The organism is Bradyrhizobium sp. KB893862 SZCCT0404 (assembly GCF_018130885.1).
Classification (GTDB): domain Bacteria; phylum Pseudomonadota; class Alphaproteobacteria; order Rhizobiales; family Xanthobacteraceae; genus Bradyrhizobium; species Bradyrhizobium stylosanthis.
In genome coordinates this window covers 184,399-210,712 of record NZ_JAFCLT010000010.1, presented here as the reverse complement: position 1 = coordinate 210,712, position 26,314 = coordinate 184,399, and the positions used below count along the sequence as shown (strand labels likewise).

The 26,314-nt window shown below is 65.6% G+C and carries 26 protein-coding genes; 3 read left to right on the top strand and 23 right to left on the bottom strand.

Annotated features, from left to right (window positions below; all coding sequences use genetic code 11):
* Nucleotides 1-3 precede the first annotated feature (3 nt).
* Nucleotides 4-1,434 carry a MocR-like pyridoxine biosynthesis transcription factor PdxR gene (gene pdxR / locus JQ617_RS32800; protein WP_212030040.1) on the bottom strand — a complete coding sequence of 477 codons (1,431 nt, stop codon included), beginning with the start codon at nt 1,432-1,434 and terminating at the stop codon, nt 4-6.
* Between the two features lie 100 nt (nt 1,435-1,534).
* Between pdxR and JQ617_RS32795 the strand changes: the two genes are divergently transcribed.
* Nucleotides 1,535-2,449, top strand: coding sequence for a DMT family transporter (locus JQ617_RS32795; protein ID WP_212029986.1), 915 nt, complete (start codon nt 1,535-1,537; stop codon nt 2,447-2,449).
* Here the strand turns inward: JQ617_RS32795 and JQ617_RS32790 are convergent.
* From JQ617_RS32790 to JQ617_RS32715, 16 genes are all read right to left on the bottom strand, one after another.
* Nucleotides 2,428-3,486, bottom strand: coding sequence for a YeeE/YedE family protein (locus tag JQ617_RS32790; protein WP_212029985.1), 1,059 nt, complete (start codon nt 3,484-3,486; stop codon nt 2,428-2,430). The genes JQ617_RS32795 and JQ617_RS32790 overlap by 22 nt on opposite strands.
* Before the next feature lie 2 nt (nt 3,487-3,488).
* Nucleotides 3,489-4,493 carry a quinone oxidoreductase family protein gene (locus tag JQ617_RS32785; RefSeq protein WP_212029984.1) on the bottom strand — a complete coding sequence of 335 codons (1,005 nt, stop codon included), beginning with the start codon at nt 4,491-4,493 and terminating at the stop codon, nt 3,489-3,491.
* Between the two features lie 53 nt (nt 4,494-4,546).
* Nucleotides 4,547-5,878, bottom strand: a complete 1,332-nt coding sequence (paaK, locus tag JQ617_RS32780; RefSeq protein WP_212029983.1) for a phenylacetate--CoA ligase PaaK — start codon at nt 5,876-5,878, stop codon at nt 4,547-4,549.
* Nucleotides 5,879-5,917: 39 nt separating this feature from the next.
* Nucleotides 5,918-6,367 (bottom strand): hydroxyphenylacetyl-CoA thioesterase PaaI, encoded by a 450-nt coding sequence (gene paaI / locus JQ617_RS32775; protein WP_212029982.1) that lies wholly within the window; start codon nt 6,365-6,367, stop codon nt 5,918-5,920.
* Between the two features lie 55 nt (nt 6,368-6,422).
* Nucleotides 6,423-7,505: a 1,2-phenylacetyl-CoA epoxidase subunit PaaE gene (gene paaE / locus JQ617_RS32770; protein ID WP_212029981.1), complete on the bottom strand. Its 1,083-nt coding sequence runs from the start codon at nt 7,503-7,505 to the stop codon at nt 6,423-6,425.
* A gap of 2 nt (nt 7,506-7,507) precedes the next feature.
* The gene (paaD, locus tag JQ617_RS32765; RefSeq protein WP_212029980.1) at nt 7,508-8,011 is read right to left on the bottom strand and encodes a 1,2-phenylacetyl-CoA epoxidase subunit PaaD; all 504 of its coding nucleotides are present in this window, start codon (nt 8,009-8,011) and stop codon (nt 7,508-7,510) included.
* Nucleotides 8,005-8,781 (bottom strand): 1,2-phenylacetyl-CoA epoxidase subunit PaaC, encoded by a 777-nt coding sequence (gene paaC, locus JQ617_RS32760; protein ID WP_212029979.1) that lies wholly within the window; start codon nt 8,779-8,781, stop codon nt 8,005-8,007. Before paaC ends, paaD begins: the two co-directional genes overlap by 7 nt.
* On the bottom strand, nt 8,781-9,068 hold the full coding sequence (paaB, locus tag JQ617_RS32755) for a 1,2-phenylacetyl-CoA epoxidase subunit PaaB (RefSeq protein ID WP_008136594.1): 288 nt from the start codon (nt 9,066-9,068) through the stop codon (nt 8,781-8,783). Before paaB ends, paaC begins: the two co-directional genes overlap by 1 nt.
* A gap of 10 nt (nt 9,069-9,078) precedes the next feature.
* Nucleotides 9,079-10,071, bottom strand: a complete 993-nt coding sequence (gene paaA, locus JQ617_RS32750) for a 1,2-phenylacetyl-CoA epoxidase subunit PaaA (RefSeq protein ID WP_212029978.1) — start codon at nt 10,069-10,071, stop codon at nt 9,079-9,081.
* A gap of 76 nt (nt 10,072-10,147) precedes the next feature.
* On the bottom strand, nt 10,148-11,014 hold the full coding sequence (paaX, locus tag JQ617_RS32745) for a phenylacetic acid degradation operon negative regulatory protein PaaX (RefSeq protein ID WP_063691252.1): 867 nt from the start codon (nt 11,012-11,014) through the stop codon (nt 10,148-10,150).
* A gap of 260 nt (nt 11,015-11,274) precedes the next feature.
* Nucleotides 11,275-12,045 carry an esterase/lipase family protein gene (locus tag JQ617_RS32740; protein WP_212029977.1) on the bottom strand — a complete coding sequence of 257 codons (771 nt, stop codon included), beginning with the start codon at nt 12,043-12,045 and terminating at the stop codon, nt 11,275-11,277.
* A 187-nt stretch (nt 12,046-12,232) separates the two neighbouring features.
* Entirely contained in the window at nt 12,233-13,519 is a 1,287-nt protein-coding gene (locus JQ617_RS32735) for a DUF445 domain-containing protein (RefSeq protein ID WP_212029976.1), read from the bottom strand.
* Between the two features lie 245 nt (nt 13,520-13,764).
* Entirely contained in the window at nt 13,765-14,220 is a 456-nt protein-coding gene (locus tag JQ617_RS32730; protein WP_212029975.1) for a phasin, read from the bottom strand.
* A 236-nt stretch (nt 14,221-14,456) separates the two neighbouring features.
* Nucleotides 14,457-15,050, bottom strand: coding sequence for a GNAT family N-acetyltransferase (locus JQ617_RS32725; protein ID WP_063691260.1), 594 nt, complete (start codon nt 15,048-15,050; stop codon nt 14,457-14,459).
* On the bottom strand, nt 15,047-16,129 hold the full coding sequence (locus JQ617_RS32720) for a PHA/PHB synthase family protein (RefSeq protein ID WP_212029974.1): 1,083 nt from the start codon (nt 16,127-16,129) through the stop codon (nt 15,047-15,049). The genes JQ617_RS32725 and JQ617_RS32720 overlap by 4 nt, the downstream gene beginning before the upstream one ends.
* Nucleotides 16,126-16,509 (bottom strand): hypothetical protein, encoded by a 384-nt coding sequence (locus JQ617_RS32715; protein WP_212029973.1) that lies wholly within the window; start codon nt 16,507-16,509, stop codon nt 16,126-16,128. Before JQ617_RS32715 ends, JQ617_RS32720 begins: the two co-directional genes overlap by 4 nt.
* Before the next feature lie 164 nt (nt 16,510-16,673).
* Here JQ617_RS32715 and JQ617_RS32710 point away from each other — a divergent pair, with 164 nt between their 5' ends.
* The gene (locus JQ617_RS32710; RefSeq protein ID WP_212029972.1) at nt 16,674-17,588 is read left to right on the top strand and encodes an alpha/beta fold hydrolase; all 915 of its coding nucleotides are present in this window, start codon (nt 16,674-16,676) and stop codon (nt 17,586-17,588) included.
* A gap of 136 nt (nt 17,589-17,724) precedes the next feature.
* The gene (locus JQ617_RS32705) at nt 17,725-18,189 is read left to right on the top strand and encodes a nuclear transport factor 2 family protein (protein ID WP_212029971.1); all 465 of its coding nucleotides are present in this window, start codon (nt 17,725-17,727) and stop codon (nt 18,187-18,189) included.
* 106 nt (nt 18,190-18,295) lie between these two features.
* On the opposite strand, the gene JQ617_RS32700 is transcribed toward JQ617_RS32705, so the two are convergent.
* From JQ617_RS32700 to JQ617_RS32675, 6 genes are all read right to left on the bottom strand, one after another.
* Complete coding sequence (locus JQ617_RS32700) at nt 18,296-18,970, bottom strand: spermidine synthase (protein WP_212029970.1); 675 nt, start codon at nt 18,968-18,970, stop codon at nt 18,296-18,298.
* A 48-nt stretch (nt 18,971-19,018) separates the two neighbouring features.
* The gene (locus tag JQ617_RS32695) at nt 19,019-22,258 is read right to left on the bottom strand and encodes a bifunctional cytochrome P450/NADPH--P450 reductase (protein WP_212029969.1); all 3,240 of its coding nucleotides are present in this window, start codon (nt 22,256-22,258) and stop codon (nt 19,019-19,021) included.
* Nucleotides 22,259-22,393: 135 nt separating this feature from the next.
* A complete protein-coding gene (locus tag JQ617_RS32690; RefSeq protein WP_212029968.1) occupies nt 22,394-23,389 on the bottom strand; it encodes an alpha/beta fold hydrolase in 996 nt (331 codons plus the stop codon).
* Nucleotides 23,390-23,399: 10 nt separating this feature from the next.
* Entirely contained in the window at nt 23,400-24,950 is a 1,551-nt protein-coding gene (locus JQ617_RS32685; protein ID WP_145663743.1) for a WS/DGAT/MGAT family O-acyltransferase, read from the bottom strand.
* A gap of 48 nt (nt 24,951-24,998) precedes the next feature.
* A complete protein-coding gene (locus tag JQ617_RS32680; protein WP_212029967.1) occupies nt 24,999-25,799 on the bottom strand; it encodes an esterase/lipase family protein in 801 nt (266 codons plus the stop codon).
* Nucleotides 25,799-26,056, bottom strand: a complete 258-nt coding sequence (locus JQ617_RS32675) for a DUF6489 family protein (protein WP_018648137.1) — start codon at nt 26,054-26,056, stop codon at nt 25,799-25,801. The genes JQ617_RS32680 and JQ617_RS32675 overlap by 1 nt, the downstream gene beginning before the upstream one ends.
* Nucleotides 26,057-26,314 lie beyond the last annotated feature (258 nt).

Below are 26,314 nucleotides of genomic sequence, written 5' to 3'. Positions count from 1 at the left end.
GCTCTAGAAGCACGATGCCATCGTGCGCAACGCCGCGCTGATCTCGTTCTCGCGCCACGCCGCGAAGCCGAGCAGCAGGCCGTGATCGCGCGGCTTGCCGAGCGCCAGGCTGGACAGGGCTCGCGTGACGACGCCGGCCTCGACGAGCCGCTTCACCGTCGCCTGATCGGCGCGGCCGCGCTTGAGACGCGCCACGAGCTGGATGCCGCCCGAGGGCACCTCGGCCGAGAGCACCTCGCCAAGATGGCGCTCAAGCCCGGCGACGAGATGATCGCGGCGCCCGTGATAGAGCCGCCGCACCCGGCGCAGATGCGCCAGGAAATGACCGTCGGCGATGAATTCGGCCAACGCTTCCTGGATGTGGCTGGCGGCGATCAGCCCGATATGCCGCTGCGCGATTTCCAGCGTAGACACCAGCGCCGGCGGCGCGACGAGATAGCCGAGCCGGATGTCCGACGTCATCGCCTTCGAGAACGTGCCGACATAGAACACGCGGCCGTGGGCGTCCAAGCCTTGCAACGCCGGCACCGGCCGGCTGTCGTAGTGGAATTCGCCGTCGTAATCGTCCTCGACGATCCAGGTCCTGCCGGGCCGGCTTGCCCTGAGAAACTCGGTGCGGCGGGTCAGCGACATCAGCCGGCCGGTTGGATGCTGATGCGATGGCGTCATGAAGATCAGCGTTGGCGCTGCGGGCCCGGGCATCCGTTGCATCCCCTGCTCGTCCAGCCTGATGCCGCTCACGCGCGCGCCGCAGGCGCGGAAGGCGGCTGCGGCGCCGGGATAGCCGGGATCCTCGACCCAGACCTCGTCGCCGGGCGTGATCACGGCAGCCGCAATCAGGGTCAGTGCGGCCTGCGCGCTCGGCAGGATCAGGATCTGGTCCGCGTCCGCGCGAACGCCTCTGCTGGTTGCGAGATAGTGCGCCAGCGCCTCGCGCAAGCGCGGCCGGTTCACAGCTCCGAGTTCGCGCCTCGCCGCCCAAACGGCACTGCGGCGCAGGCAGCGTCCCCAGATCTCGTTCGGAAACTCCCTGGCGTCGCCATGCCCCGGGCGCAGCGGCTTGAACGGCGCTTGATAGGACATCGGCCAGTCGGTCTGCTGGAGCTTCGAGGCCCAGGCTGAGAGCCGGGGTTTCGCGGCGCGCGGGCTCGACGCGACTGTGCCCAACCCTTCGATCCGTTCGCCGCCGTCGATCGTCACCACCGGACGGCGACCGTGCGACGCCGCGAGATATCCCTCCGCGGCGAGCTGCTCGAACGCATAGGTGACGGTGTTGCGGGAGACGCCGAGATCGGCTGCAAGCTGCCGGCTCGACGGCAGCGCGCGCCCCTTGCCGAGGTGGCCGCTCGCGATCAGACCTCGAAGCTGCCCCGTCAGTTGCGCCGCCAGTCCCTCGCCGTCGGCGCGGATCAGGTCGATCAGGCCGGCGATCATGCCGTCGGAAACTGGCACCTTATTCTTCTCCAATCTGGCACTTCTTCAGGTGCCAGATGAGATGCTATCCGCCGGGCTGGACTGCTTCAAGGATAATGCGATGAACTCCCTGTCCTCCCGCGCCGCCGTCGGCCTGTTCCTGATCGTCGTGCTGGCCTGGGGCGTGAACTGGTCGGTGACGAAACAACTCGTCCAGTTCCTTCCGCCGCTGTGGACGTCGGCGATCCGGAGCTGGATCGCACTGGCCGCGTTGTTCGTGATCCTCGGACTGAGCGGGAATCTGGTGATCCCGGAACGGCGCGACATTCCCGTGGTCCTGAGCGTGGCGGTGCTGCACATGACGGTGTTCTCCGTCCTGGTTGCGTCCGGTGTGCGCTTTCTGCCCGCGAGCAAGGCGATCGTGCTCGGCTACACCACGCCGCTCTGGGTGGCGATCGCAGCGCCCTTGCTGGGGAAGGATACGCTGACCGCGCCGAAGCTCGCGGGCGCCCTGCTCGGACTGGTCGGGCTTGCCGTGATCCTGAACCCCGCGTCCATCGACTGGACCAATGCGAACGTCCTGCTCGGCGCAGCCATGGTCATCCTGGCCGCGATCTCCTGGGCAGCGAACATCATCTATATCCGCGCGCACCGCTGGATCGCCTCGCCGCTGCAACTGCTGATCTGGCAGGTGCTCACGGCAACCATCGTGCTGACCGGTTCGGCGCTCGCCACGGAGGGCCTGCCCCACGCCGAATGGTCGTGGAAGCTCATCCTGCTGTTCCTGTATTCCGGCCTGATCGGAACGGCGCTGGCCTATTGGGCGATGTCGATGGTCAACAAGAGCATCTCGGCCCTGACGACCTCGCTCGGCACAACGGGGACGCCGCTCGTCGGCATCGCCAGTGCGGCGATCCTGCTCGGCGAGCCCGTCGACATGAGCCTTGCCATCGCGGCCGGGCTGATCGTCACCGGCATTGCTCTTGCGACGCTGGGCGACCGGCTGTTGCGCGGTCAGGCCACCGCGAGCGGCTGAACGCGCAAGCTTCCGCGCAATCCCGCCGTCGTGCCGAGCAGGATGCCGGCGACCGCCACGAACGAGCCCAGCGCGAGGGTCGAGACACCGGTGAGCCCCTGCCCGATCGAGCAGCCGAATGCCATCACGCCGCCGATCCCCATCAGCGCGGCGCCGGTGCCCGAGCGCAGCATGTGGCGCGGCGAGGAATAGCCTTCGAGCCTGAAGCGGCCCGTCGCGAGCGCCGTGACGAGGCTGCCGGCGAAGACACCGGCAACCGTGGCGATGCCGAAATTGAGCGTCAGGCCGGTCGAGAGCATGGCGTATTGCAGGGCATCCGCGATCGGCGCGATGAACGTAAGCGAGGTCACGGGGACCGGGCTGAAGTCGTCCGCACCGAGAAAGCCGGTGACGTACCAGCCGCCGGCGGCGAGGAGACCGACGACGACACCTGCCGCGATCTGGCCCGGCGAGCGGCGAAACGCAGGATGCGCGAAGGCAAACAGGAGCAGCGCGATCGCGATCGCCGCGGCAGCCAGCGCGCGCGCGGGCCCTTCCGCGAGACCGAGCGTCGCGAGCAGCGAGGGCAGCGAATTGGTGCTGACCGTGGTTTGCGAGGCCTGGACCAGCGCGATACGCGCAGGCGCGATCAGACCTTTCAGCGTCATCTGCGCGGCGATGCCCAGCACGATCACGACGACGAAGGAGCGAAGATTGCCGCGCCCGAGCAGCACCAGCGCGCGCGAGCCGCAGCCATTCGACAGCACCATGCCATAGCCGAACAGCAGGCCGCCGAGGAATAGCACCGGAATGGAAAAGGATTGCTGCAGATAGATCGATCTGCCGAGATCGACCGTGCCGCTGCCGGCGAGAAACTGGCTCGCGGCGACCGCAACAGCGATCGCCAGCGCATAGGTCCGCACCAGCCGCCCGTCACCATCCGCAAGCCAGCCGCGCATGCTGCTCATCAGGCAGAAGCCGCTGAGCAGGCCGACGGCGCCGTAGACGAGGCCGATGGCGAGACCGACGAGGATGACGAGTTGGGTGGAGGACTCCATCGTTACGGCTTCAGGATCACGCGGTCGCGCGACGAGCCGGCGACGGCGACATACGCTTCCTTCGCGCGCTCCAGCGGATAGATTGCATTCGCCTTGATCGGAAACGGCTTGAGGTGCCCGCTCGCAAAGCCCGGACCGAGATCGCGCAGCACGGCGCCCGTCGCCGCCGACGAGAGCCCGAGCGTGTCGATGCCGACATAGGTGTGCTGTCCACGGTAGAATTCGAGGATGTTGAACTGCACGATGCGGTCGATCGCGGCGATCAGGATCTGGCGCCCGCGCAAGGCGAGCGCCTTGTGCGCCGCCTGGAAGTAGGGATCGCCGACCGTGTTGAAGACGATGTCGGCGCCCTTGCCGCCGGTCAATTCGCGCACACGCGTGGCCACGTCGGTGACGGAGGCATCGATCACCTCGATGGGCGCATTGGCGTGACCTTCATAGGCCTCCGCCTTGCGCACCACGCCGATGACGCCCGCGCCCTGCCAGGTCGCGATTTGCACCGCGGCCTGCCCTACCTTGCCGTTGACGCCGAACACCAGCACGGTCTCGCCGCTCTTCGGCACGCCGGCGCGGCGAAAGCCTTCCATCGCGGTGACGAAGGGCACGCCGATGCCGGCGGCCTCCTCCCACGACACCGTCCCGGGCTTCGCCACCACCGCGTCGGCCTCGACCACGAGATGGCTTGCATGCGTGCCGTCGCGGCGGATGCCGAGATCGCCGGAAGACCCGAACACCTCGCGGCCGATCGTGCCGGTGGGACCGTCGATCACCACGCCGGCGTAGTCGCGGCCGGGGGTCCGGGGGAACACGGCATAGGGCATCAGCCCGGTCGCGGCCTTGACGTCGGACGGATTGACGGCGGCGGCCTTCACCTCGATCAGGAGATCGTTCGGGCCGCGCGTGAGCGTCTGGCGCTCGACGGCCGGCGCAAGCGCAGCAGCGTTTTCGGCTTTGACGTGGAGGCGCACACAGCGCGCTTCGACCGTTTTGGTATCGGCTGGTGACATAGGAAAAACCCGCGATTTTCTCGCGGGCCTTGTCGCCCCTGGGGACGGTCAAGTCAATCCTTCGGCCGTTTGTCGTACAGCCGCTTGGCCTTGCCCAGGGAGCGCTCCAGCGTGGCGGGGGCAACCACCTGAACCCTCGAGCTGACGCCGATGGTGTTCTTGATATGGGTCGAGATCCGGTCGGCATGATCGACGAGGCCCCTGCCGTCCCAGCTCTCGGGCCGCGCCTCGGCGATGATGGTCAGCTCGTCCATCCGGCCTTCGCGGGTCAGTTCGAGAACGAAGTGGCCGCCGCACCAGTCGGTGGCAAGCAGCACCTCCTCGATCTGGGTCGGGAACAGATTGACACCACGCAGGATGATCATGTCGTCGGAGCGGCCCGTCACCTTCTCCATGCGCCGCATGCCCGGCCGCGCGGTGCCCGGCAGCAGCCGCGTCAGGTCGCGGGTGCGATAGCGGATCACCGGAAACGCTTCCTTGGTGAGCGAGGTGAAGACCAGTTCGCCCTTCTCGCCGTCCGGCAGCACCGCGCCGGTCTCGGGATCGATCACTTCAGGGTAGAAATGATCCTCCCAGATGTGGAGGCCGTCCTTGGTCTCGATGCATTCCTGCGCGACGCCGGGGCCGATCACCTCGGACAAGCCATAGATGTCGGTCGCATCCATGTCGAAGGCGTCCTCGATCTCGCCGCGCATCGCATTGGTCCAGGGCTCGGCGCCGAAAATGCCGACCTTCAGCGAGCATTGGCGGGGATCGAGCCTTTGCCGCTTGAACTCGTCGAGGATCGCCAGCATGTAGCTCGGCGTCACCGTGATGATGTCGGGCCGGAAATCGTTGATGAGCTGCACCTGCCGCTCGGTCATGCCGCCGGAGATCGGCACCACCGTGCAGCCGAGCTTTTCCGCGCCGTAGTGCACACCAAGCCCGCCGGTGAAGAGGCCGTAGCCATAGGCATTGTGGATGATCATGCCGGTGCGCCCGCCGGCCGCGCGGATCGAGCGCGCCATCACCTGCGACCAGGTGTCGATGTCGGCTTGCGTATAGCCGACGACGATCGGCTTGCCGGTCGTGCCGGACGAGGCATGCACGCGCACCAGCTTTTCGCGCGGCACGGCGAACATGTTGAAGGGATAGTTGTCGCGCAGGTCCGTCTTCACCGTGAACGGAAATTTCGCGAGATCGGACAGCACGCGAAAGTCGGACGGATGCACACCGGCCTTGTCGAAGGCCTTGCGATAGTGCGCGACGTTGTCGTAGGCGTGCTTCAACGACCAGGCCAGACGCTGCGTCTGCAGCGCCATGATCTCGTCGCGGGACGCGCGCTCATGCGCATCCATCTCGGCCTTATAGCTGTGGCCGCCTTCCTTCAGCTTCGTCGAAGCCATTCTCGTTTCCCCACATTGATTCGTTCTTTTTCTTTGGTTTTATTGATCTTGCGCCGGCAACCAATTGCCGGGAATGACCCGCGAATGTCCGCGGAACTCCGCGATGACGACATCTCCGGCGGTCACGCGCACGTCGTAGATTCCCGAGCGGCCGCCGCGGGTGATCTCCCGCGCCCTGGCGATGAGCCGGTCGCCGAGCTTGCCCGGCTTGATGAAGGTGATCTGGCCCTGCGCCGCGACCACGCGCTCATTGTGCGAATTGCAGGCGAACGCAAAGGCGGAATCGGCGAGCGTGAAGATGAAGCCGCCATGGGCGATGCGCTGGCCGTTGACCATGTCCGGCCGCACCGTCATCGCCAGCGTCGCAAAACCCGGGCCGATCTCGACGATCTCCATGCCGAGACCCTTGGAGGCGTCATCCTCGCCCCACATCGCATCGGCGCAGGCGCGGGCGATATCCTCAGGCGACAGGGCGGCTTTGACGTTCACGCGCTTCTCCCGGCCAGGTGTTTGCTCATGATGTTCTGCTGGTTGGCCAAAACTGTCAAACGTGGTCGTAGTCGACCACCACGCGCTCGGTCGTTGGCTTGGCCTGGCAGGTGAGGACAAAACCGGCCTTCAGCTCCCAGGGCTCCAGCGAATAGTTGAGATCCATCGGCGCCTCGCCTTCGACCAGCTTGGCGCGGCAGGTCGAGCACATGCCGCCCTTGCAGGCGAAGGGCAGATCGACGCCGGCGCGCAACGCAGCATCGAGGATCGCCTCGTCCTCCGCGACCGGAACGTCGCGCCGCTTGCCGTCGATGATCAGCGACGCAATGGCTTTTGGCGGCGCATCGGGCGCAACGATCTTCTTCGGCCGCGGCTTGCCGCCGAATTCGGAGACGAAGCGCTCAACATGGATGCGCTCGGCAGCGATGCCGAGTTCGCGGCAGGTCGCCTCGATGTCCTCGCTCATGCCAAGGGGGCCGCAGATGAAGACGTGATCGACGCTTCCCGCTGGCACCAGCGAGCGCAGCAGCACCCTCACCTTGTCGCCGTCGAGCCTTCCATGCAGGATCGGAATGTCCTGCTCCTCTCCGGAGATGACGTGGAAGAGCGACAGGCGATCGATGAAGCGATCCTTCAGCTCCTCGAGGGCCTCGAGGAACATGATGTTGTCGGTCGCGCGGTTGCCGTAGAACAGGAAGAAGCGGCTGTCGGGCTCACCCGCGAGAATGCCCTTCACGATCGAGAGGATCGGCGTGATGCCGGAGCCCGCGGCGAAGCCGACGTGGATGCGCCGGCCATCTGCCGGCGGGACCACGCCGAAGCGCCCGGTCGGCGTCATCACCTCGAGCTCGTCGCCGCATTTCAGCTCGTCGGCCGCCCAGTTCGAAAACGCACCGCCGTCGACCTTCTTCACGGCAATACGGATCTCGCCGTCATCGGGGCCGGAGCAGATGGAATAGGAGCGCCGCACCTCCTCGCCATCCAGCATGGTGCGGAGCGTCAGGTACTGACCGGGCGTGAAGGCGTAATCGCCGGCGAGTTCGCCGGGGATGGCGAAGGTCATGGAAACGGCGTCGGAGGCCTCGCGGCGGAGGTCGTTGACGGCCAGGCGATGGAAGCGCGGTGCGGCTGCTGACATGGTCAATGACACTTGAAATAGTCGAAGGGTTCGCGGCAGGACCTGCACCGCCAGAGCGCCTTGCAGGAAGTCGAGCCGAATTCGGACAACAGCTCGGTCTTGTCCGAGCCACATTGCGGGCACGCGACGGCCTGCTCGCCGAACAGCGCGCGGCGCGAGTGGGAGGCTTGCGGCGGCGCGATGCCATAGGCACGCAGCTTCTGGCGTCCCTCCTCGCTCATCCACTCGGTGGTCCAGGCCGGCGACAACACCGTCCGCACCTTCGGCTGGCGGAAACCGGCGCGCTCCAGCGCCAGCTCGATCTCGAGCGCGATCATGTTCATGGCCGGGCAGCCCGAATAGGTCGGCGTGATCGCGACCTCGACACGATCGCCGTCGAGCACGACATCGCGCAGCACGCCGAGATCGGCAATGCTCAGCACCGGAATTTCCGGATCGACCACGCTCGCCGCGGCGTCCCAGGCACGCTGGCGCAGTGCGGTGCTGTCTTCGGCCACAATCACCATGTCTGCCCCGGGAACGTTCGCTGCATCGATTGCAACTCAGACAGGAGGTGCCCGAGATGCTCGCTGTGGCGACCGGAGCGACCGCCCTGTTGCATCCAGTCGGTCTGCGGCAGCGTGAGCGTCGCTTCCCCGATGACACCGGACAGCGTCGTCAGCCAGCGGCCGCGCAAGGTGCCGGGATCGACGGCGATACCGGCATGGATCAGGCCGCGCTCGCCGTCGTCGACGGCAAACATCTCGCCGGTGAAGGCCCAGAGATGATCGATGGCGGCCTGCGCCCTTCGATGGCTCTCGTCGGTGCCGTCGCCGAGCCGGATCATCCATTCCGAGGCGTGGCGCAGATGATAGGCGCTTTCCTTCTCCGACTTGGCGGCAATGGCCGCGAGCGTCGCATCGCGCGAAGTCATCATCGCGCGCCAGTAGAGATCGGCAAAGGCGGAATAGAAGAACTGCCGCACCAGGGTCTGGGCAAAATCGCCGTTGGGCTGCTCGACCAGCAGCAGGTTCCGGTACTGCCGCACGTCGCGCAGATAAGCGAGCTTGTCCTCGTCATTCTCCTTGCCTTCGGCCTTGGCGGCGTAGGTGTAGAGCTCGCGCGCCTGGCCGATGAGGTCGAGCGCGATGTTGGAAAGCGCCATGTCCTCTTCCAGCATCGGCGCGTGGCCGCACCATTCCGAAAGTCGATGGCCGAGGATCAGCGCATCGTCGGCGCGGCGCAGCGCGTAGAGCACCAGCGGCGTCTCGGTGACCTCGATGTTGGCGACGGCCATCACATATGCCCCACTTCCTCAGGCACCTCATAGAACGTCGGGTGCCGGTAGATCTTCGATTCCGCCGGCTCGAACATCATGCCCTTCTCGGCAGGATCGCTCGCGGTGATCGCGGTCGACGGCACGACCCAGATCGACAGGCCCTCGCCGCGGCGGGTGTAGATGTCGCGGGCGGCCTGCAACGCCATGGTCGCGTCGCTCGCATGGAGCGAGCCGACATGCTTGTGCGCGAGCCCGTTGCGGCTGCGAATGAAGACTTCCCACAGCGGCGTGTTCGGCGTGGCCATATCGATCTCCCTATTCGGCGGCTTGCGCGGTCTGGCGCTGCGCGCGTTTGGCGGCGTAGCTGGCTGCGGCCTCGCGCACCCAGGCGCCGTCGTCGTGGGCCTTGCGTCGCGCCGCGATGCGGTCGCGGTTGCACGGGCCGTTGCCGGCGAGCACCTGCTTGAACTCCGTCCAGTCGATCTCGCTGTAGCGCCAGTGCCCGTCCGCATCCTGGGTCATGCCGGGATCGGGAATGGCGAGGCCGAGATACTGCGCCTGCGGCACGGTGGCATCGATGAATTTCTGGCGCAGCTCGTCATTGGAGAAGCGCTTGATCTTCCATTTGGTCGACGTGTCGCTGTGCTGGCTCGTCGCATCGGGCGGGCCGAACATCATCAGCACCGGCCACCACCAGCGGTTCAGCGCATCCTGCGCCATCGCCTTCTGCTCGTCAGAGCCGCGGCAGAGCGTCAGCATGATCTCGTAGCCCTGGCGCTGGTGGAACGACTCCTCCTTGCAAACGCGGATCATCGCGCGCGCGTAAGGACCGTAGGAGCAGCGGCAGAGCGGGATCTGGTTCATGATCGCGGCGCCGTCGACCAGCCAGCCGATGGTGCCGATGTCGGCCCAGGTCAGCGTCGGGTAATTGAAGATCGAGGAATATTTGGCTTTGCCCGCGAGCATCGCGTCGACCAGCTCTTCGCGCGAGGTGCCGAGCGTCTCGGCGGCGGCATAGAGATAGAGCCCGTGGCCGCACTCGTCCTGCACCTTGGCGAGCAGCGCCGCCTTGCGGCGCAGCGTCGGCGCGCGCGTGATCCAGTTGCCCTCGGGCAGCATGCCGACGATTTCGGAATGGGCGTGCTGGGAGATCTGGCGCGTGAGCGTCTTGCGATAGGCCGCCGGCATCCAGTCGTTCGGCTCGATGCGCTCCTCGGCATCGATGCGGGCCTGGAACTGCGCGGCCTTGGCCGCGTCCTCGAGACCGCGATCGTCGGTCTCGGCCGTGTTCAGCGCCTGGGTATACATGCGCGTCCTCCCGTTTTATTGGGAGGCAATATATAACAAAAATTACGTCATGCAAGATATTTCTGTAACATAAAGATCAGGCACCGAACCGCCGCTCCAGAAGCTTTCGGGCCGGCGGGAGCGCCCCCTTTTCATTGGTTCCATGACCGTCAAGCCATTGTTCGGACGGGGCAAGCAGCGCGCGATAGATCTCGCCGCAGAGCGCACGGGCGGCCCTGCCTGGCCAATCCGCCGGCAGCAGGCTGTCGGGCAGCAGCGGATCGCGCAGCACGACGCGACGGTAATGATGGATCAGCAGGATGCGCGCGGTGAAGGCGTCGGCTTCGGACAGATCCGTGCCGCGGCCGATCGCGGCGCGCAGCGGTTCGAACGTCTTCATGAATTTCAGATAGGCATCCGCAGTGCGCTCCAGCGGCCAGCTCGCGCTGAGCAGACGGCGGCCACTGTCGTCCTCCGCTGAGACTTCGAGACGGATCGCGCCGGCGGCCTCGTCCGGCACCGGCACGCCCGACGGCGCAACCCAGACGCCCGGCAGCGGACTGCCGAAGCCGGCATTGCGCAGCGCTTCGCGCGAGGCGTCACGGTCCTCGCCATTGCCGATCAGCAGCAGCTCGAAACGCCCGGTCCAATCCGACGGCGGGGAACCGTAGATGTGGTGCGTCGCCGCTTCAAACGTCTGCCGGCCCTTGTCGGCCAGGCGATAGAAACTGTTGCGGCCGACCTTTTCGCGCGTCAGCCAGCCGTCGGCGGCAAGGCGCGACATCGCGGTCCGCACTACGCCGCTGTCGATATCCAGGCTTTCGAAGAATTCCAGCAGCGTGCCCAGCCACACGGAGCCGCCGCGCGGCACGATGGCATCGCCGAACACGGTGATGACGATGGAGCCGGTGCGCGAGGGCTCGCGCTTGAGCTGGTCGATGATGCGGGAGAGCGGATGCGCCATGCGGCATGGCTTAGCGCGTTTGATGCGGCCGCGACAATGGACGGAAACGACGGTCTTGCTCTCCCTCGCCGTTCTCACGCGGAGAGGGGTGGGATGAGGGGCCTCTCTCCGCGCATGAGATGAACGTGAGACCTGTACCCCCTCACCCGGATCGCATCTCCGATGCGACGTAGCCGAAGCCTTGCTTCGGCGTTCTTACGTATGGCCGCCGAAGGCGGCCTATGCCTCTCCCCGCAAGCGGGGCGAGGTGAAGAGAAGTGCTACCGATGCGGATCGGGATAGGCGAGGCTCCGCCAGCCGCCGCGGTCGAACGGGCGCCAATGGCCTTCCTTCTGCGCGAGGCGGTCGGCCACGGCGTAGACGACGGCGGGGTGATGACCCATGCCGCAATGGCTGCTCTCGACCTCGATGCTCTCGGTCTGCGCGCCTGATTTCTCCATGCAGCCCTGCCAGGCGCAGACACCGTCGGTGCGGCTGAAGATGGCGGTGGTCGGCACCGGCGGCGGCACGGCAAGCTCGCCACCGAACTGCGGATCGACCTCGTCAGCCTTGCGGCCGCTCGCCCATTCATAGACACGCCAGGCATTGGTCGAATGGGGATTGCCCGCAAAGGGGCTGCCGAGCGTGATCACCTGACGCACGCGATCGGGCATCATCTTGGCGAGCTGGCGTGCGTAGAGGCCACCTAGGCTCCAGCCGACCAGGCTGATCTTGCGGCCGTGCGTGTCGCTGAGCTCCTCGACCAGATCGACCATCGCATGCTGCACGCCCTCGCGCAGGCCGTAATTGCGGCCCTGGCGCCAGCCGCTGACCGCGTAGCCCTTGCTGGTCAGAAAGCTGCGCAACGCGCGCGTCGACGCATCGGAGGCCACGAGGCCCGGCAGCACCAGCACCGGATGCCCGTCGCCGCGCGGCGCGAGGCTCAGGAGCGGCAGCGCGCCGAGGAATGCGCCGAACTCGTGGATCGCGCGTCCTTCGAGAAACATCAGAGTACGGGACGGCGGACGCAGCGTCTGGGCAGTAGCGGTCATCAATGGATCCCCTGGAGAAGGCGCCGGCTTTGAGCCGGCAATGGGCATGAATTCCAATACGCCGGCTTCTTGAACGTTCCGCAGCGCAACATGAATCAGCTAGGCGGCCGGTTCCCGACATTCAAGCGGGAGAGTCGCGGGGCGACAATAGGCCCACGCGTTAATGCTAACGGCCGTGACGCAAAAGTCACAGCAAGCGAAGCAGGAATTCTACGGAGTAGAGCGCAAGTCCGGCGAGCCCGCCGATCAGCGAGCCGTTGAATCGGATGTACTGCAGGTCGCGCCCGATGTTGATTTCGATCAGCGAAATCAGCTGCGCCATGTCCCACGCCTTGACCTGATCGGAGATGAAGGTCGAGACGCCGCTCTTCTGATCGGCAACGAAGCTGCGCAACACCGTCACCACGCCCTTGTTGATCTCGCCGCGCAGCTCGGCATCGCCGGCAAGCGCCTCGCCTGCAGAGGCGAACATGCCGGCGAGATGATGCTGCAGCACCTGCGTCTCGCCGCTCGCGCTGCGCTCGATGAAGGAGCGCGTATTGGACCAGACGGTGCGGGCGAGGTCGGCAAGCTCCGGCCGCGCGAGCAGGTCGCGCTTCAGGCCGTCGATGCGGTCGATATAGGCCTGGTCGGTGCCGAGCCGGTCGACGAAGCTCAGCACCATGCGATCGAACTCGCCGCGGAACGGATGCTTGGGATCGCTGCGCACTTCGTTGAAGAAGGCGGTGGCGGAGGCCACGATCTTGTTCACCAGAAACTTGTCGGCGCGGTAGAGCGTGAGCAGGGTCGGCAACTCCGCGCGCACCTTCTCGCGGATCATCGCCATCGTTTCCTTCTGGTTCAGCGTCTCGTGCATCACGCGCAGGAGATCGTCGAACAGGATCTGGTGCCGGCCCTCCGCGACGAAGCCGCGCAGCGTGCCGGCGGCAAGCGGCGCGAGATCGATCGCCTGGAGCTGCGAGGACATGCGGCGGATGATGAAGGTCATCAGCCCGGAACTTTCCGTCGCGGACACGGCCTCCGGCAGCAGGCGCAGGGCGAAGCGTGCAAGGTCGTCGCTGCGCTTGCGGTCGCGCAGCCAGTCGGCAACGAAGGAGCCGAAGTCGATCTCCTTCAGCTTGGCCTCGACGGGACCTGCCTCGAGGAAATGCACCTGGATGAATTCGCCGAGCTTATCGGCGATGCGGGCCTGGTTGCTCTGGATGATCGCGGTATGCGGGATCGGCAGGCCGAGCGGACGCTTGAACAGCGCGACCACGGCATACCAGTCGGCGAGCCCGCCGATGGTCGCGGCCTCCGCGAAGGCCGCGATGAAGCCGAACATGGGGTGCACGGGCAGCAGCCATTTCGCGATCACGAACAGCGCCAGCGTCGAAGCCAGCACCAGCGTCGCCAACGCCTTCACACGGCGCAGCTCGGCCGCGCGTTCGGCGTCGCCCGGGGTGTCGAAGGAGAAGGTGGCGGGAGCGTTCATGGTGAATTCTTAGCGCGTCAGTCTCGGCGTGTCCCGGACGCGGTGCAGCGTGCAACGATGCACCGCAGAGCCGGGACCCAGCAACACCCAAAGGAAGATGGACCCCGGATCAGCAGTGCACCACGCCACTGGACGATGCTTCGCATCGCCAGGGGCGCGCTGCACTGCATCCGGGGAACGCAGGAGAAAAACAAAAGGCCCGCCGAAGCGGGCCTCAAATTTCAGTTTGCACTCAGAGCGCCGGATCAGGCGGTCTTGTTGTAGACCTTGGCGAAGTTGTCCTGAGCGGACTTCGCACCGTTGGCGGCGAGCTTGCCGAGATAGTCGGCGGTCGCCTTGGCGCGCGAGACGAACACTTCGCCGCGAGCGCGGAGCAGGCTCGACTGGATCTCGACGGCTTCGCTGACCGACTTGGCGGACGCGAGCTTGTCGATGCCCGAGAAGAACGCCTCGGCGTCCTCGTAGATCGCCTGCTGGATGTTGCGGCTGATCTTGCCGGCCTGAGCAACGGACTCGGTCACGGCGTTCTCGACGGCGGCGGTCACGCGCTCGGAGCCGGCGAAAGCCTCGGCAGCACGGTCCTTGGCGGTGTTCGCGCTCTTCTTGACGAACTCACGGGCAGCCTCGGGAACTTCCAGGTTCTGGATGTTCTTGAAAGCGTCCTTGAAGCCCTCGAAAGCGGTGTTGGTTTCAGTGGTCATGGGGTTCTCTCCATCCTCATTGGGTTGAGCTATGGGCTCACCCCGTCCGCGTTGGCCCGGGGCACGGCTTATATGGCACGGTTAATTGTGCGATGCAATATTCGTATTGCACTGCGGCATCACGAAATCGTGAACAGCCTTAACGAGCGGCATCGTGATGCCTCTCTCGCCAACCGCCCAGACATAGGCCCGATCCGGGCCTATGTTGGACGGCGCTCTTGTGCTGGACGGCTCGCTTAGTGCTGGACGGCGCCTGGCAGCCCATAGGCTTCCATCTGGGCCTGGACCTGCGCGACGTTGTGGCCGAGCACGACGATGTCATGGGTCTTGCCCCCGACATCCCTGACATGGTCGCGCAGCAGGGCCTCGGCCTTGAAGCCGAGGCTCTCGAACAGGGCAATCGCCGCCTGCTGGTCGACCGTCATCTGAACCGAGAGCTTCTCGAGGCCCGCGCCGAGCGCGAGGGCGAAGGTCTCCTGGGACAGCGCCTTGCCCACCCCCTTCCCGCGCACGTCGACCGAGACCACCATGCGGATCTCGCCGACATGGGGCGACCAGGAATGCGGGTCGCGCACCAGCGTGCCGCAGCCGACGACCTTGCCGTCCCTCACCGCGAGCAGGCTCTGAATGGCGCCGCGCTCGATCTCCTTGACCCAGGCCGACAGCACCTTCGGCTCGCTGATGTTGCGCGGCAGGAACAAGAGGTCATGGGTCGGCAGGCCCTTGCCGAAGGCGAGCACCGCGGCTTCGTCCGCGGGCGACATCAGGCGGATCTCGATATCGCCGGCGTCGGTCTTGACGTGACGCGGATAGGAACGCTGCTCGTTCATGTCGATCTCTTCCCCAGCCAGGAGTCCAGTTTCGGCCACAGCCGTTTGACCGCGTTGGCGCCGGCGACCAGCGAGACGTGACCGCCCTTCAGCATCACCTCTTCCTTGTCGACCGAGCCGACCTTGGCGATCAAGTGCTTGGCGGCGTCATAGGGCACGATGTGGTCGTGCTCGGCGACCGCATGCAGCATCGGCACCTTGATGTCTTCGAGCTTCGCCGCGCGGCCGCCGACCGACATCGTGTCGTTGAACAGCTTGTTGTCCCACATCAGATCCTTGGTGATGGTGCGGAAATATTCGCCCGCAAGCGGCAGCGTGTCGGTCGCCCAGCGATCGAACATCCGGTAGGATTTGACGAACTCGTCGTTCCAGATGTTTTCCCAGAGCTGGATCTGGCTCACCGTGCGCGAGGCCGGCCGCAGCATCTCGAACGAGGACAGGATCATCTCCGGCGGCACGTTGCCGACGCTGTCGACGAGGCGATCGACGTCGAAATAGCGGCGATCGGAGAAGTTCGAGAACAGCTTCATCTCGCGGAAGTCGATCGGCGTGGTGAAGCAGATCAGGTTCTTCATCGGCCCGTCCTTGTGGATCGAACCGTAGAGCAGCGACAGCACCCCGCCGAAGCAATAGCCGATGACGGAAACGTCCTGCTCGCCGGAATCGGCCTGCACGCGGCGGACGCAATCCGGGATGAAGTCGAGGACATAGTCCTCCATGCGCAGGCTCTTCTCCTCGGGCCGCGGCGCGCTCCAGTCCAGCATGTAGACGTCGTAGCCGCGCTTCAGCAGGAACTCGATGAAGCTCTGGCCCGGCACGAGGTCGAGGATGTAGCCGCGATTGGTCGTCGCCATCACGATCAGCACCGGCACGCGATAGATCTCGTCGGTCATCGGCCGGTAGTGATAGAGGCTCATGGTGCCGCGCGAATGCAGCACGTCCTTCGGCGTCGAGCCGAGCGTGGGTCCGGAGGTCGAGAAATATTCGACGCCCTTGATGCTGCGCTGGATCGCGCGCTGCACCTCGGTCTGAATGCGCTCCGGGATTGCTGCGAAATCAAGTCCCGTCGGCGCGTTCATGACTGTCCTCCGTTTTCGGAGGGCGGACGCTTGGTCCGCGGCGGTTTCGGTGCCCCGTCGAAGCCTTGCGAGATGCCGGAACTTGCCGCGATCTGGCTCAGCATCGACTTCATCTCGCCGATCTGGGCTTCGATCGACTGCAGCCGTTCCGCAAGGCCTGTCACCTGCTCCCGGCTCGGCAGGTTCATCGTGACGAGGTATTTCTCCATGAGCTCGCCGAGCTGCTTCTGAGCACCTGCAGCAACTCCGCCCGCGCGGTTCATCGCCTGTGAAAACTCGGGCGAAGACATGGCCTGGTTGGCGAAGGTGTTGAACCCCTTCTCCATATCCCCCACCATCTTCTGCCACATGGCGACCGGGTCGTTGGTCTTGTCGGTCATCGGCGTCCTCCTGGTACCGAGAGCTTCGACGCCCTTCTTTTTCGCCATACCACACCGTTGCGAGGGAGCGGTCAACCGGCAGGTCGCCCGGTGCGGCGCACACGGCTTCTTTGCCGCGTGAAACCGTGCGATACAGCATCAGCCAGCAGAGAGGGAACGCATCCGTGACCGCCCATCAGCCGCCCCAGACCGTCCGCGCCAACGGCATCGACATCTGCTACGAGATCTTCGGCAACGACAATGCCGAGCCGCTGCTGCTGATCATGGGGCTCGGCGCGCAGATGATCCATTGGGACGATGCGTTCTGCGAGCAGCTCGCCACGCACGGCTTCCGCGTGATCCGCTTCGACAATCGCGACATCGGCAAGTCGAGCCATCTCACCGGCGGCAAGCGCCTGACGCCGCTCGAACTGCTGAAGCTGCGCTTCCTCAGGATTCCCGTGGCCGCGCCTTACAGGCTGATCGACATGGCGAAGGACACCGTCGCCCTGATGGATGCGCTCGGCATCAAGTCGGCACATCTGGTCGGCGCGTCCATGGGCGGCATGATCGCCCAGGAGGTGACGCTGTCGTTCCCCGATCGCGTGCGCTCGCTCACCTCGATCATGTCGACGACGGGAAATCCGCGCGTGCCGCCCCCGACCCGCGAAGCCGCCGCCATGCTGATGGCACCCCCGCCGCAGAGCAAGGAGGAGTTCATCGTCCGCTTCGGCCAGACCTGGAAAGTCCTGCGCGTCGGCTCCTTCCCGGAAGAGGAAGCGCTCGACCTCGGCCGTGCCGAACGCGTGTTCGCGCGCGGGCTCAATCCGGCCGGCGTGGGCCGGCAGCTCCGCGCCGTGCTCGCCTCCGGCAGCCGCAAGGAGCGGCTGCGCAACGTGAAGACGCCGACGCTCGTGATCCACGGCACGGTCGATCCGCTGGTGCGCCCCGAAGGCGGCAAGGACACGGCAGAGTCCATTCCGGGCGCGAAGCTGCTGATGATCGACGGCATGGGCCACGCCCTGCCGATGCGGTTCTGGCCGGAGATCATCCGCGCCATCGACAAGCATGCGCACGGCGCGGCGGCGCAGGCAGCGTAGACCGCCCCGGCCTCCTCAGGTTTCCTCGCGGTGACCTTGTGAGGCGACGGGTACTCACTTACGGCGCGCCCGCCCGGAAGCTATACAGGCTTCACTCAGTCGCAAGATAAAGAGGCTGCGGCCTCTCGGAGCCCCCATGCATCCCATCATCCGGCCCGCCGCAATGATTGCGGCTTCGATCTTCATGATGTCCCTCGGCAGCAGCGCCGCAATGGCGGGCAGCGCGCAGGAAGAGGCCAATCGCACCGCCGTGCTTGCGTTCTACGAGAAGGGCCTCAACCAGAAGGACGTCGATGCGGCTCTCGCCTATGTCGGCGACCGCTACGTCCAGCACAATCCGAATGCCGCCGACGGCGCGGAGGGCTTCCGGAAGTTCATCGGCTTCCTGCGTGAAAAGTTTCCGAACTCACGCAGCGAGATCAAGCGGAGCTTCGTGGACGGCGACTACGTCATCCTGCACGTCCACTCCGTTCGCGAGCCCGGCACCAAGGGGCGCGCGATCGTGGACATCTTCAAGCTGGAAAACGGCAAGATCGTCGAGCACTGGGACGTCGTTCAGGAGATTCCCGAAAACCCGGCGAACGGCAACACGATGTTCTAGCGCGATGAGGTAGCCGGGATGGAGCGCAGCGCAATCCGGGACCACTCTCTCGGCAGATGCGTCGCCCCCGGATTACGCTTCGCTCCATCCGGGCTACAAAGACCACCTAGCTCTTCTTCGCCATCCAGATCACGTGGCGCGCGCCACCGCCTCTGCCGGTGGCGCGGATGTTGACTTCGTTCACGTCGAAGCCAGCGCGCTTAAGGCGCTTGGTGAAGGCCGGGTTGGGTCCCGACGACCAGACGGCGAGCACGCCCCCCGGACGCAGCGCCGTCTTCGCCGCCTGCAATCCGCTGGCACTGTAGAGCGCATCATTGCCCTTCCGTGTCAGCCCTTCCGGCCCGTTGTCAACGTCGAGCAGAATGGCATCGAACGCCGAGCTCTTGGCGCCGATCACTTCGCCGACGTCGATCTCGCGGATGCTCACCCTCGCATCGTCGAGACTGCCACCAAAGACCTCTGCCATCGGCCCGCGCGCCCAGGCAACGACCGAGGGGACGAGTTCGGAGACCACGATCTTCGCCTTGGCGCCGAGCACCGCGAGCGCCGCGCGCAAGGTAAAGCCCATGCCGAGGCCGCCGATGAGGACGACGGGCTTTGCGACCTTCTCGATCTGTTTTGCCGCCAGCGTCGCGAGCGCCGCCTCGGAACCCGACAGGCGGCTGTTCATCAGCTCGTTGGTGCCGAGCTTGATCGAGAATTCCTTGCCCCGCCGCATCAGGCGGAGCTCCTCGTTGGAGCCGGGGATCTTGGCGGTGTCGAGTTTTTCCCAGGGAATCATGCCCGACGTTTAGCACGATTTTCTTCGTGGCTTCGTAGCCCGGGTTTCCTACCCGCCCGCCCAGACGTCGAGCACATAGCGGTTCTTCGTCCCCATCTCCTCGATCCAGCGGGCGCTGGCGGCGGCATCGCTGCCGGTCTTCTCGCGATGGACCGCGACCAGCGCGGCTTTCACGTCGGGCTCCATCTTGCTGCCGTCGCCGCAGACATAGATGATCGCGCCCTGCTCGATCAGCGGCCAGACCTTGTCCTTCTGCGCGGCGAGGACGTGCTGCACATAGGTCTTCGGTCCATCGGCGCGCGAGAATGCGGTGAACAGCTCGGTGATGCCGTCTGCTGCCAGCTTCTTTAGCTCGTCCGCGTAGAGAAAATCCTGGTCGGGATGGCGGCAGCCGAAGAACAGCATGGCCGGACCGAGCGTGGCGCCCTTCGCCTTGCGCGCGGCGCGCTCCTGGAGGAAGCCGCGGAACGGCGCGAGGCCGGTGCCCGGGCCGATCATGATGATCGGCACGGATGGATCGTCCGGCAGGCGGAAGCCGGCCTTGGTCTCGCGAACGGTGGCGTAGATCGCATCGCCGGCGCGGCGATTGGCGAGATAGTTCGAGCAGATGCCCTTGTAGGTTCCGCGCCCCGAGGCGGCCGGTCCCTCGACCACGCCGACCGTGACGCTGCAACGCGCCGGGTCGAGCGACGGCGAGGACGAGATCGAGTAATAGCGCGGCGCCAGCAGCGAGAGCATTTCCAGATAGACGTGGAACGGCAATTCGCAGGCGGGATGTTCGAGCAGCAGGTCGAACACCGATTTGCGCCTAGCCAGGATCTCGCCGCGGTAGCGCTCGAGCGGCTCGGGCTCCTCGCCGACGAAGGCGAGCAGTTTCGGCTTCGTCACCGGGCAGCGGGTGTGCTCGGCCATGGTCTGGATCTGCTTGCGGGTTGCGACCTGTTGCAGCTCGACGAACTCGCTGAGCAGGCGTCCGACCGACACGGCATTGCCGACCGGCAGTTGCGCGCGGCGGCCTTCTGCGACCTGAAGCCTGATCTGGTCGGCCGGCAGGAAGCCGAAGCGGCGGGCGACCGAATCCACCAGGGTCGGATCGTTGCGCGGGACCACGCTCAAATGATCGCCGACGCGATAGGTGATATTGGCCGGCAGCTGCACCTCGATATGGCGCGTCGAGCGCTCCGACGGATTGGCGCCGCTCTTGTTCTGAAGCTCGTCATTGGCGAGCACCTTCATCGCCACCGCGCCGCCCTGGGCGACGATGGTGTTGACGGCGGTGACCGCGACGGGCTCGATTGCGTAAAGCGGATCGTCCTCCGCCGTGCGGGTGAAATTCCAGTCGATGCCGAATTCCTTGGTCGCAACCTGTGCGGCCGCCGGGAACCATTTCTGGAACTGGCCGTCGAGATCGCTGCGCGCATCGCCCTCGCCGCGCGGATAGACCGCGCGCGCGCCATGCTTGGACAATTGCTCGTCGATGAAGCGCGGCACCGATTGATAGGTCGCGGCCCAGTCGCTGTTGCCGCAGCCGAACACGGCGTAGCGCACGCCGGCGAAGGCGTCCTTCGGCATCTCGTCGCCGAGCCATTTGACGAACTGCGTCGCATTGTCGGGCGGCGCGCCGTTGTAGGAGGCGCAGATGATCAGCACGCCGCCTTCCTGCGGCAGCTTGCCGACATAGTCGTCGAGCGGACCGAGATGCACGGCAAAGCCGTTGATCTCCGCGAGGTCCGCCATGCGCGTTGCGAGTTCCTCGGCGGTGCCGAGATTGGAGCCGTACAGCACCAGCATCGGCGTGTTGTGGCCGGGCCGCGTCGTGGGCTGGCGCTGCGCCTTCGGCGCCGAGGATACGGCCGCGACGGGCCCGCCATAGGCGCCGCGCTCGCGGTCGGCGCGCGGCCGGACCTTGATCTTGAAGCCTTCCGGCTTCATCGTCAGCGTTTCCTTCAGATGCATCTGGTAGCGCTGGTGGTCGATCAGCTTGAAGCGCTGCAGGATCATGCCGAGCGCGAGCGCAGCCTCGTGCATGGCGAAGCCGCGGCCGATGCAGGCGCGCTGCCCGTTGCCGAACGGCTTCCAGGCGTTGATCGGCCGCTTGGCCTCGGCTTCCTTGCTGAAATTCTCGGGGTCGAATGCATCGGGATTGGGACCCCAAACGCTGGGATCACGATGCAGCGCGGTCACCAGGATGGTGATGAACGTGCCCTTGCGGAGCTTGTACTTGCCGCCGCCGATGGTCTCGTCGGCGAGCGGCGAGATGCCATAGGCGGGCGCAGGCGGCCACAGCCGCAGCGCCTCCTTCAGGATCTGGGTGATGTAGGTGAGCTGCGTCACCTGCTGGTAGGTCGGCTTGGCGTTGACATCAGGACCGAAGACGCGGTCGACCTCGTCATAGGCCTTCTTGAGAATCTCAGGATGCTTGAGCAACGCATAGAGCGTGTAGGACAACAGGCCGCTGGTGGTCTCGTGACCTGCGATCAGGAAGGTGTTGATCTGGTAGCGGATGTTGATGTCGTCGAGCTGCTCGCCGGTCGAGCGGTCGACGCCGGTCATCATCGCGGCGAGCATGTCCTTCTTGTCGTCGATCCCTTCCGAGCTCTTGCGGCGCTCGGCGATGATCTCGTCGACCATCTTGTTCATGAAGGCGACGTCTTCGCCCATGGTCTTGCGCCGCTTCTGCATCCAGAGCTGCTCGAACGGCAGGCCGCGCGTCATCATGATGGTTTCGAGCGAGCGCACCAGCGACTCGACGAAGGGGTGGTAGTCGCGCCGGTAGAACGAGTTGAAGCGGTACTCGAAGCCGCACAGGCCGATCGTGTCGAGCGTCAGCGCCGTCATGTCGTGGACGACGTCGATCTCGTCGTCGGCGTTGAGCCGGTCCCATTTCTGCACGAGCTGCTCGGCGATATCGACCATGCTCGGGTGATAGGACTGCATGGCGCGGTTGCCGAACGGCTGCAGCAGGATGTTGTGTGCCTTGCTCCAGTTCGGCTCCCTGGTGTCGGCGGTGAACAAGCCGTCGCCGCCGACCGCGCGCACGCGCCGGAGCGCACCGCGCACCGTCTTGTCGAAACGCTTCTCGTCGGAGAGCTCGTCGACGAGGTCATGGCCGGAGACGACGACGATCGGCGAGCCCATCATGTCGAGCCAGAAGATTGGCCCGAGCTCCTTCGCCAGCCGCGTCAGGTGCTGTACCGGGGCAGCCGAGTCCAGCGACAGCATGTTGCCGACCACCGGCTTGGTCGGCGGCTGCGGGATCGGGTCCAGACGGTTCTTGGATGACGACATGAAAAGTGCTTCCCCCTGAATCGAAATTCCCTGCCGTCATTGCGAGCGAAGCGAAGCAATCCAGAAGTGTCCGCGGAAGCAGTCCGGATTGATTCGTCGCTTCGCTCCCCGCAATGACGGGCTCGCAACAACGAGCTAGCCAAACCGCCTTCTACGCCATTCGATCAGCCTGGCGCTGACCTCTTCCGGCTTCTCCTGCTGCGTCCAATGGCCGCTGTCCTTCACCAGATATCTCTCGAGGTCGGAGATCAGCTTTTCCATGCCGTCGGCCGCAGATGGCGGCAGCACCGCGTCGTTCTCGGCCATGATCATCAGAGACGGCACGTGGATGTGGTGATCCAGCCCCTTCGCGCGCTCCCAATTGCGGGTGAAATTGCGATACCAGTTGATGCCGCCGGTGAAGCCGGTCTCCGTAAAGGTGTCGACGAACACCTTCTTCTCCTCGGCCGACAGGATCGGCGTGCGCGGATCGACCTTGGCGTCATAGGCCGCAATCATCTGCGGGAAGGCCAGATTGGTCTTCGACGAGGCGCCGACCCCCGCGACCGGCGGCTCGTCCGGTTTCGCCGGCGGCCGCGCCAGCGGCTTGCGCATGAAGGCATCGAAGGTCTGCTCGACCCGGCTGCCGAAGATCCTGTCCGGCTCGCGCGCGGGATCCTGGAACTGGACGATGTACATCTGGTCGCCGAAGCGCTGGCGAAACAGCGCGATCGGGTCGATCGGAGCGCGGTCCCAATGCGGGGTGTTGACGCCGACGACGCCGGCGACGCGCGAGGGATGCCGCAGCGGCATCTGCCAGACGACGAAGCCGCCCCAGTCGTGACCGACGAAGATCGCCTTGTCGATCTTGAGATGATCGAGCAGCCCGACGAGATCGCCGGTCAGATGCTCCATGTCGTAGGCCTCGACCGGCTCGGGCCGGTCGGTCGCGCCGTAGCCGCGCTGGTCGGGCGCGATCACGCGGATGCCGGCCTCGCTCAGCGCCTTGATCTGGTGGCGCCAGGAGAAGGCGAGCTCGGGCCAGCCGTGACACAGCACCACCGGCGGCTTGTCGTCGGCCGGGCCAGCCTCATAATAGCCCATGCGGATTCCGTTCGTCTGCGCGAACTTGAGCGGCGGCATTTCAATCATCACGAACTTCCTACTCGGCCGCGCCCTTGATGTTCGACGCAGGCGGCGCGTAGGCCGCCTCCAGCGCGGCGAACTCCTCCGGCAGCATGTCGCACATCACCTGGACATGCGGAATGATGTTGGCACCGACGATGAAGCCGAAATCGAGCTGGTCGCGATAGCTCTGCACGGTGATGTTGAGCGCCTGCCCGTGCGTCGAGATCGACACCGGGAAGATGTGCAGCAGCTCGGCGCCGGCGGCATAGAGCGTCTGCCGCGGCCCCGGCACGTTGGACACCGTGATGTTGGCCGCCGGCGGCAGCACGTCCGACAAATTGGAGCGGCTGTAGAGCAGCGCCAGGATCTGCACCATGATCGGCGCGCCCAGCATCGAGATGTTGGAGACCTGGGGCATCAGCGCGCGCAGCGGATGCGACATCTCCTTGGACTTGGTCGATTGCGCGATGATCGCCTCGAGCCGCGCCTTGGGATCGTCGATGTTGGTCGCGATCGCGCAGATCATGCCGAACACCTGGTTGTTGGCCTCGGTGTTGCCCTCCTCGCGCAGCGAGATCGGCACGGCGGCGGTCAGGGATTTCGCCGGCAGCGTGCCGTATTGCAGGAGGTAGCGGCGGACCACGCCGGAGGCGAGCGCCAACACGACGTCGTTGAGCTTGCCGCCCGCCTGCTTGGCCAGCGCCTTCGCGCGAGACAGCGGGATCGACACGCCGGCAAAGCTGCGCTCCGACGAGATCGTCTTGTTGAGCATGGTCGGCGGCGACACCATGCTGGCGAGGCTCTCGCGCGACTTGGGATCGGAGACCTTGCCGAGCACCTCGGAGACGCTCTTGACCATGGTCGGGATGTTGCCGGCAAAGCGCACCGCGCTCTCGATCTGGTACATCGCGTTGTCGAACAGGATCGAGCCGATATCGCTCTTGCCGGTGCGCGGCAGTTGCAGGTTCTGGGCGGCCTTGCCGGCATCGAGCGGCTGGTTGAACAGCTGCTGATAGGAATCGAGCAGGTTCGCGGCGATGTCGCGCGGCTCCTGCCCCGGCTTGCTCCCACCCGTCGGCGGGTCGACCTGCCGAGGGATCGGCGAGATGTCGTAGATCATGTTGGTCAGCGCAGCGCCGGCTCCGCCGTCGATCGCGGCGTGGTGCATCTTGGAATAGAGCCCGACCTCGTTGTCCTTCATGCCTTCGAAGACATAGAATTCCCAGAGCGGGCGCGCCCGGTTCAGCAGCTTGGCGTGCATCCAGCCGACGATGCGCTCGAGGGTGGCGCGGTCGCGCGGCTGCGGCAGGCTGGCGCGGAAGATGTGACGATCGATATCGAACTGGTCGTCCTCGACCCAGGAGGGATGGTCGATGTCGAGCGGCGCTTTCTCCAGCCGCGCCTTGAGGATCGGCGCGATGTGGAGGCGCGAGACGATCATCGCCTTGAAGTCTTCGAAGAAGTCGCCCTTGTAGTCGTCGGGCAGGCGAAAGATCGCCATGCTGCCGACATGCATCGGCATCTCGGGCGTTTCCAGATACAAAAATGACGCGTCCAGCGACGACAGTTTCTTACCGTCAGCCATAGTTCCCTCCGCTCTTATTTGACGGGCACCTTTTGCCGGCGCTTCTCGTCAGGCCAATACTGCCCGCTCCGGCGGGGCATATGCAATGGCAAAGGGCCCGGCCCGGTCAAATGGCCAGAACTCCCCTTCCGGTTGCGCCAGCCGGTCCGCCACGGCCCACAGCGCCGCAGGGTTAACGCCGAGCCCGAGATGGCTCGCCAGATGCACCTCGATATTCTCGGCGCGGTCCGAGGGCCTGAGCAGGCAGGTCCGCCAGTTCACGACGCCGTCGGCGCGCGAATAGATCGACGTCGCCGGCACCGGCAGATCGCCCGCGATGGCTTCGCGCGCTTCCGCAAGATCCTCGACCCGCTCGCCGGACAGCGCCTCGTAGAGCCGCGTGGCGTTGGTTGCCCGCACGTCGTTGGCAAAAGGGCTGCCGAGCGTGATGACATAGCGGACCTTGTCGGGCGCCCAGAGCGCGAGATCGCGGGCATAGACCCCGCCAAGACTCCATCCGACCAGGCTGACCTTGCGCCCCGTCGCGGCATGGATTTCGGTGAGCCGGGCCCGCAGCGAATCCCGCATCCGTCCCAGCCCGCCGAGATTGCGGCCCATCCGCCAGGCATGTGCCTCGTAGCCGAGCTCGCTGAGATAGCGCCGCATCGGCGCCATCGACAAATCGCTGGCGAGAAAGCCGGGCAGCGCCAGCACCGGATGGCCGTCACCCCTCGGTGCGCGCATCAGGAGCGGCGAGAGCAGCAGGCTGGCGTTGAACTCGAACAGTCCGCGGGCTTCGGCCAGCAGCAGGCCGAGAGCCGGCGGACGAAGCCGGCCCGAATCCTGAGCTCCGTCCGGCCCGGACCGCACTATTTCTTCTTGTCGCTACTGCGCGGGCTGCCGAGACCGGCCATGGTGACGAACATGTCCTGAAACCGCTCGGCGATCTTGGGATCGAAGGTGAACCAGCTCTGGATGAGCGATTCCGGCGAGACCTTCTCGATGTTGCTGAGGACCTGCTGCTGCAGCTTGTCCATCACCGCCGTCTGCATCGGCGCCACGTCGGGCAAGCCAAAGAACTGGCGGGCTTCAAGGGGGGTGCAGTCGATTTCGATGTTAACTTTCATGTCCCCTCCGGATCAGATTCGAGCGGCCTGGCGGAGTATCGCCGCGAGTTGTGGTGCGACGCAAGCGACCTGATGGCGGCGGCCGGGCGCCGGCTTGCGCAATCGCCGGGTATGGTCAATCAAATCGCCTGCACCCGCATCCATCCGCCCGTCAATGCGGGGGCAGCATTGCTGCACAGCGGTGCAACTTGGCGCGTTCCTTGCTGGAATGGCGCTTGCACGGGTCGATAACTCTGGGCAACATGGATCAGTCAGCCC

What these genes read in the sequence shown, in the direction of transcription:
- paaB (WP_008136594.1), bottom strand. Translation starts at nt 9,068, where the DNA reads ATGGCCACGCCGAACACGCCGCTGTGGGAAGTCTTCATTCGCAGCCGC.
- JQ617_RS32790 (WP_212029985.1), bottom strand. Translation starts at nt 3,486, where the DNA reads ATGGAGTCCTCCACCCAACTCGTCATCCTCGTCGGTCTCGCCATCGGC.
- JQ617_RS32700 (WP_212029970.1), bottom strand. Translation starts at nt 18,970, where the DNA reads ATGATTCCCTGGGAAAAACTCGACACCGCCAAGATCCCCGGCTCCAAC.
- JQ617_RS32685 (WP_145663743.1), bottom strand. Translation starts at nt 24,950, where the DNA reads ATGGCTGACGGTAAGAAACTGTCGTCGCTGGACGCGTCATTTTTGTAT.
- JQ617_RS32725 (WP_063691260.1), bottom strand. Translation starts at nt 15,050, where the DNA reads ATGAACGAGCAGCGTTCCTATCCGCGTCACGTCAAGACCGACGCCGGC.
- paaC (WP_212029979.1), bottom strand. Translation starts at nt 8,781, where the DNA reads ATGGCCGTCGCCAACATCGAGGTCACCGAGACGCCGCTGGTGCTCTAC.
- JQ617_RS32735 (WP_212029976.1), bottom strand. Translation starts at nt 13,519, where the DNA reads ATGAACGCTCCCGCCACCTTCTCCTTCGACACCCCGGGCGACGCCGAA.
- JQ617_RS32730 (WP_212029975.1), bottom strand. Translation starts at nt 14,220, where the DNA reads ATGACCACTGAAACCAACACCGCTTTCGAGGGCTTCAAGGACGCTTTC.
- paaK (WP_212029983.1), bottom strand. Translation starts at nt 5,878, where the DNA reads ATGGCTTCGACGAAGCTGAAGGAAGGCGGCCACAGCTATAAGGCCGAG.
- JQ617_RS32695 (WP_212029969.1), bottom strand. Translation starts at nt 22,258, where the DNA reads ATGTCGTCATCCAAGAACCGTCTGGACCCGATCCCGCAGCCGCCGACC.
- JQ617_RS32720 (WP_212029974.1), bottom strand. Translation starts at nt 16,129, where the DNA reads ATGAACGCGCCGACGGGACTTGATTTCGCAGCAATCCCGGAGCGCATT.
- paaE (WP_212029981.1), bottom strand. Translation starts at nt 7,505, where the DNA reads ATGTCAGCAGCCGCACCGCGCTTCCATCGCCTGGCCGTCAACGACCTC.
- JQ617_RS32675 (WP_018648137.1), bottom strand. Translation starts at nt 26,056, where the DNA reads ATGAAAGTTAACATCGAAATCGACTGCACCCCCCTTGAAGCCCGCCAG.
- JQ617_RS32715 (WP_212029973.1), bottom strand. Translation starts at nt 16,509, where the DNA reads ATGACCGACAAGACCAACGACCCGGTCGCCATGTGGCAGAAGATGGTG.
- paaA (WP_212029978.1), bottom strand. Translation starts at nt 10,071, where the DNA reads ATGTATACCCAGGCGCTGAACACGGCCGAGACCGACGATCGCGGTCTC.
- paaD (WP_212029980.1), bottom strand. Translation starts at nt 8,011, where the DNA reads ATGGTGATTGTGGCCGAAGACAGCACCGCACTGCGCCAGCGTGCCTGG.
- pdxR (WP_212030040.1), bottom strand. Translation starts at nt 1,434, where the DNA reads ATGATCGCCGGCCTGATCGACCTGATCCGCGCCGACGGCGAGGGACTG.
- JQ617_RS32740 (WP_212029977.1), bottom strand. Translation starts at nt 12,045, where the DNA reads ATGACCGCTACTGCCCAGACGCTGCGTCCGCCGTCCCGTACTCTGATG.
- JQ617_RS32795 (WP_212029986.1), top strand. Translation starts at nt 1,535, where the DNA reads ATGAACTCCCTGTCCTCCCGCGCCGCCGTCGGCCTGTTCCTGATCGTC.
- paaX (WP_063691252.1), bottom strand. Translation starts at nt 11,014, where the DNA reads ATGGCGCATCCGCTCTCCCGCATCATCGACCAGCTCAAGCGCGAGCCC.
- JQ617_RS32705 (WP_212029971.1), top strand. Translation starts at nt 17,725, where the DNA reads ATGCATCCCATCATCCGGCCCGCCGCAATGATTGCGGCTTCGATCTTC.
- JQ617_RS32785 (WP_212029984.1), bottom strand. Translation starts at nt 4,493, where the DNA reads ATGTCACCAGCCGATACCAAAACGGTCGAAGCGCGCTGTGTGCGCCTC.
- JQ617_RS32690 (WP_212029968.1), bottom strand. Translation starts at nt 23,389, where the DNA reads ATGATTGAAATGCCGCCGCTCAAGTTCGCGCAGACGAACGGAATCCGC.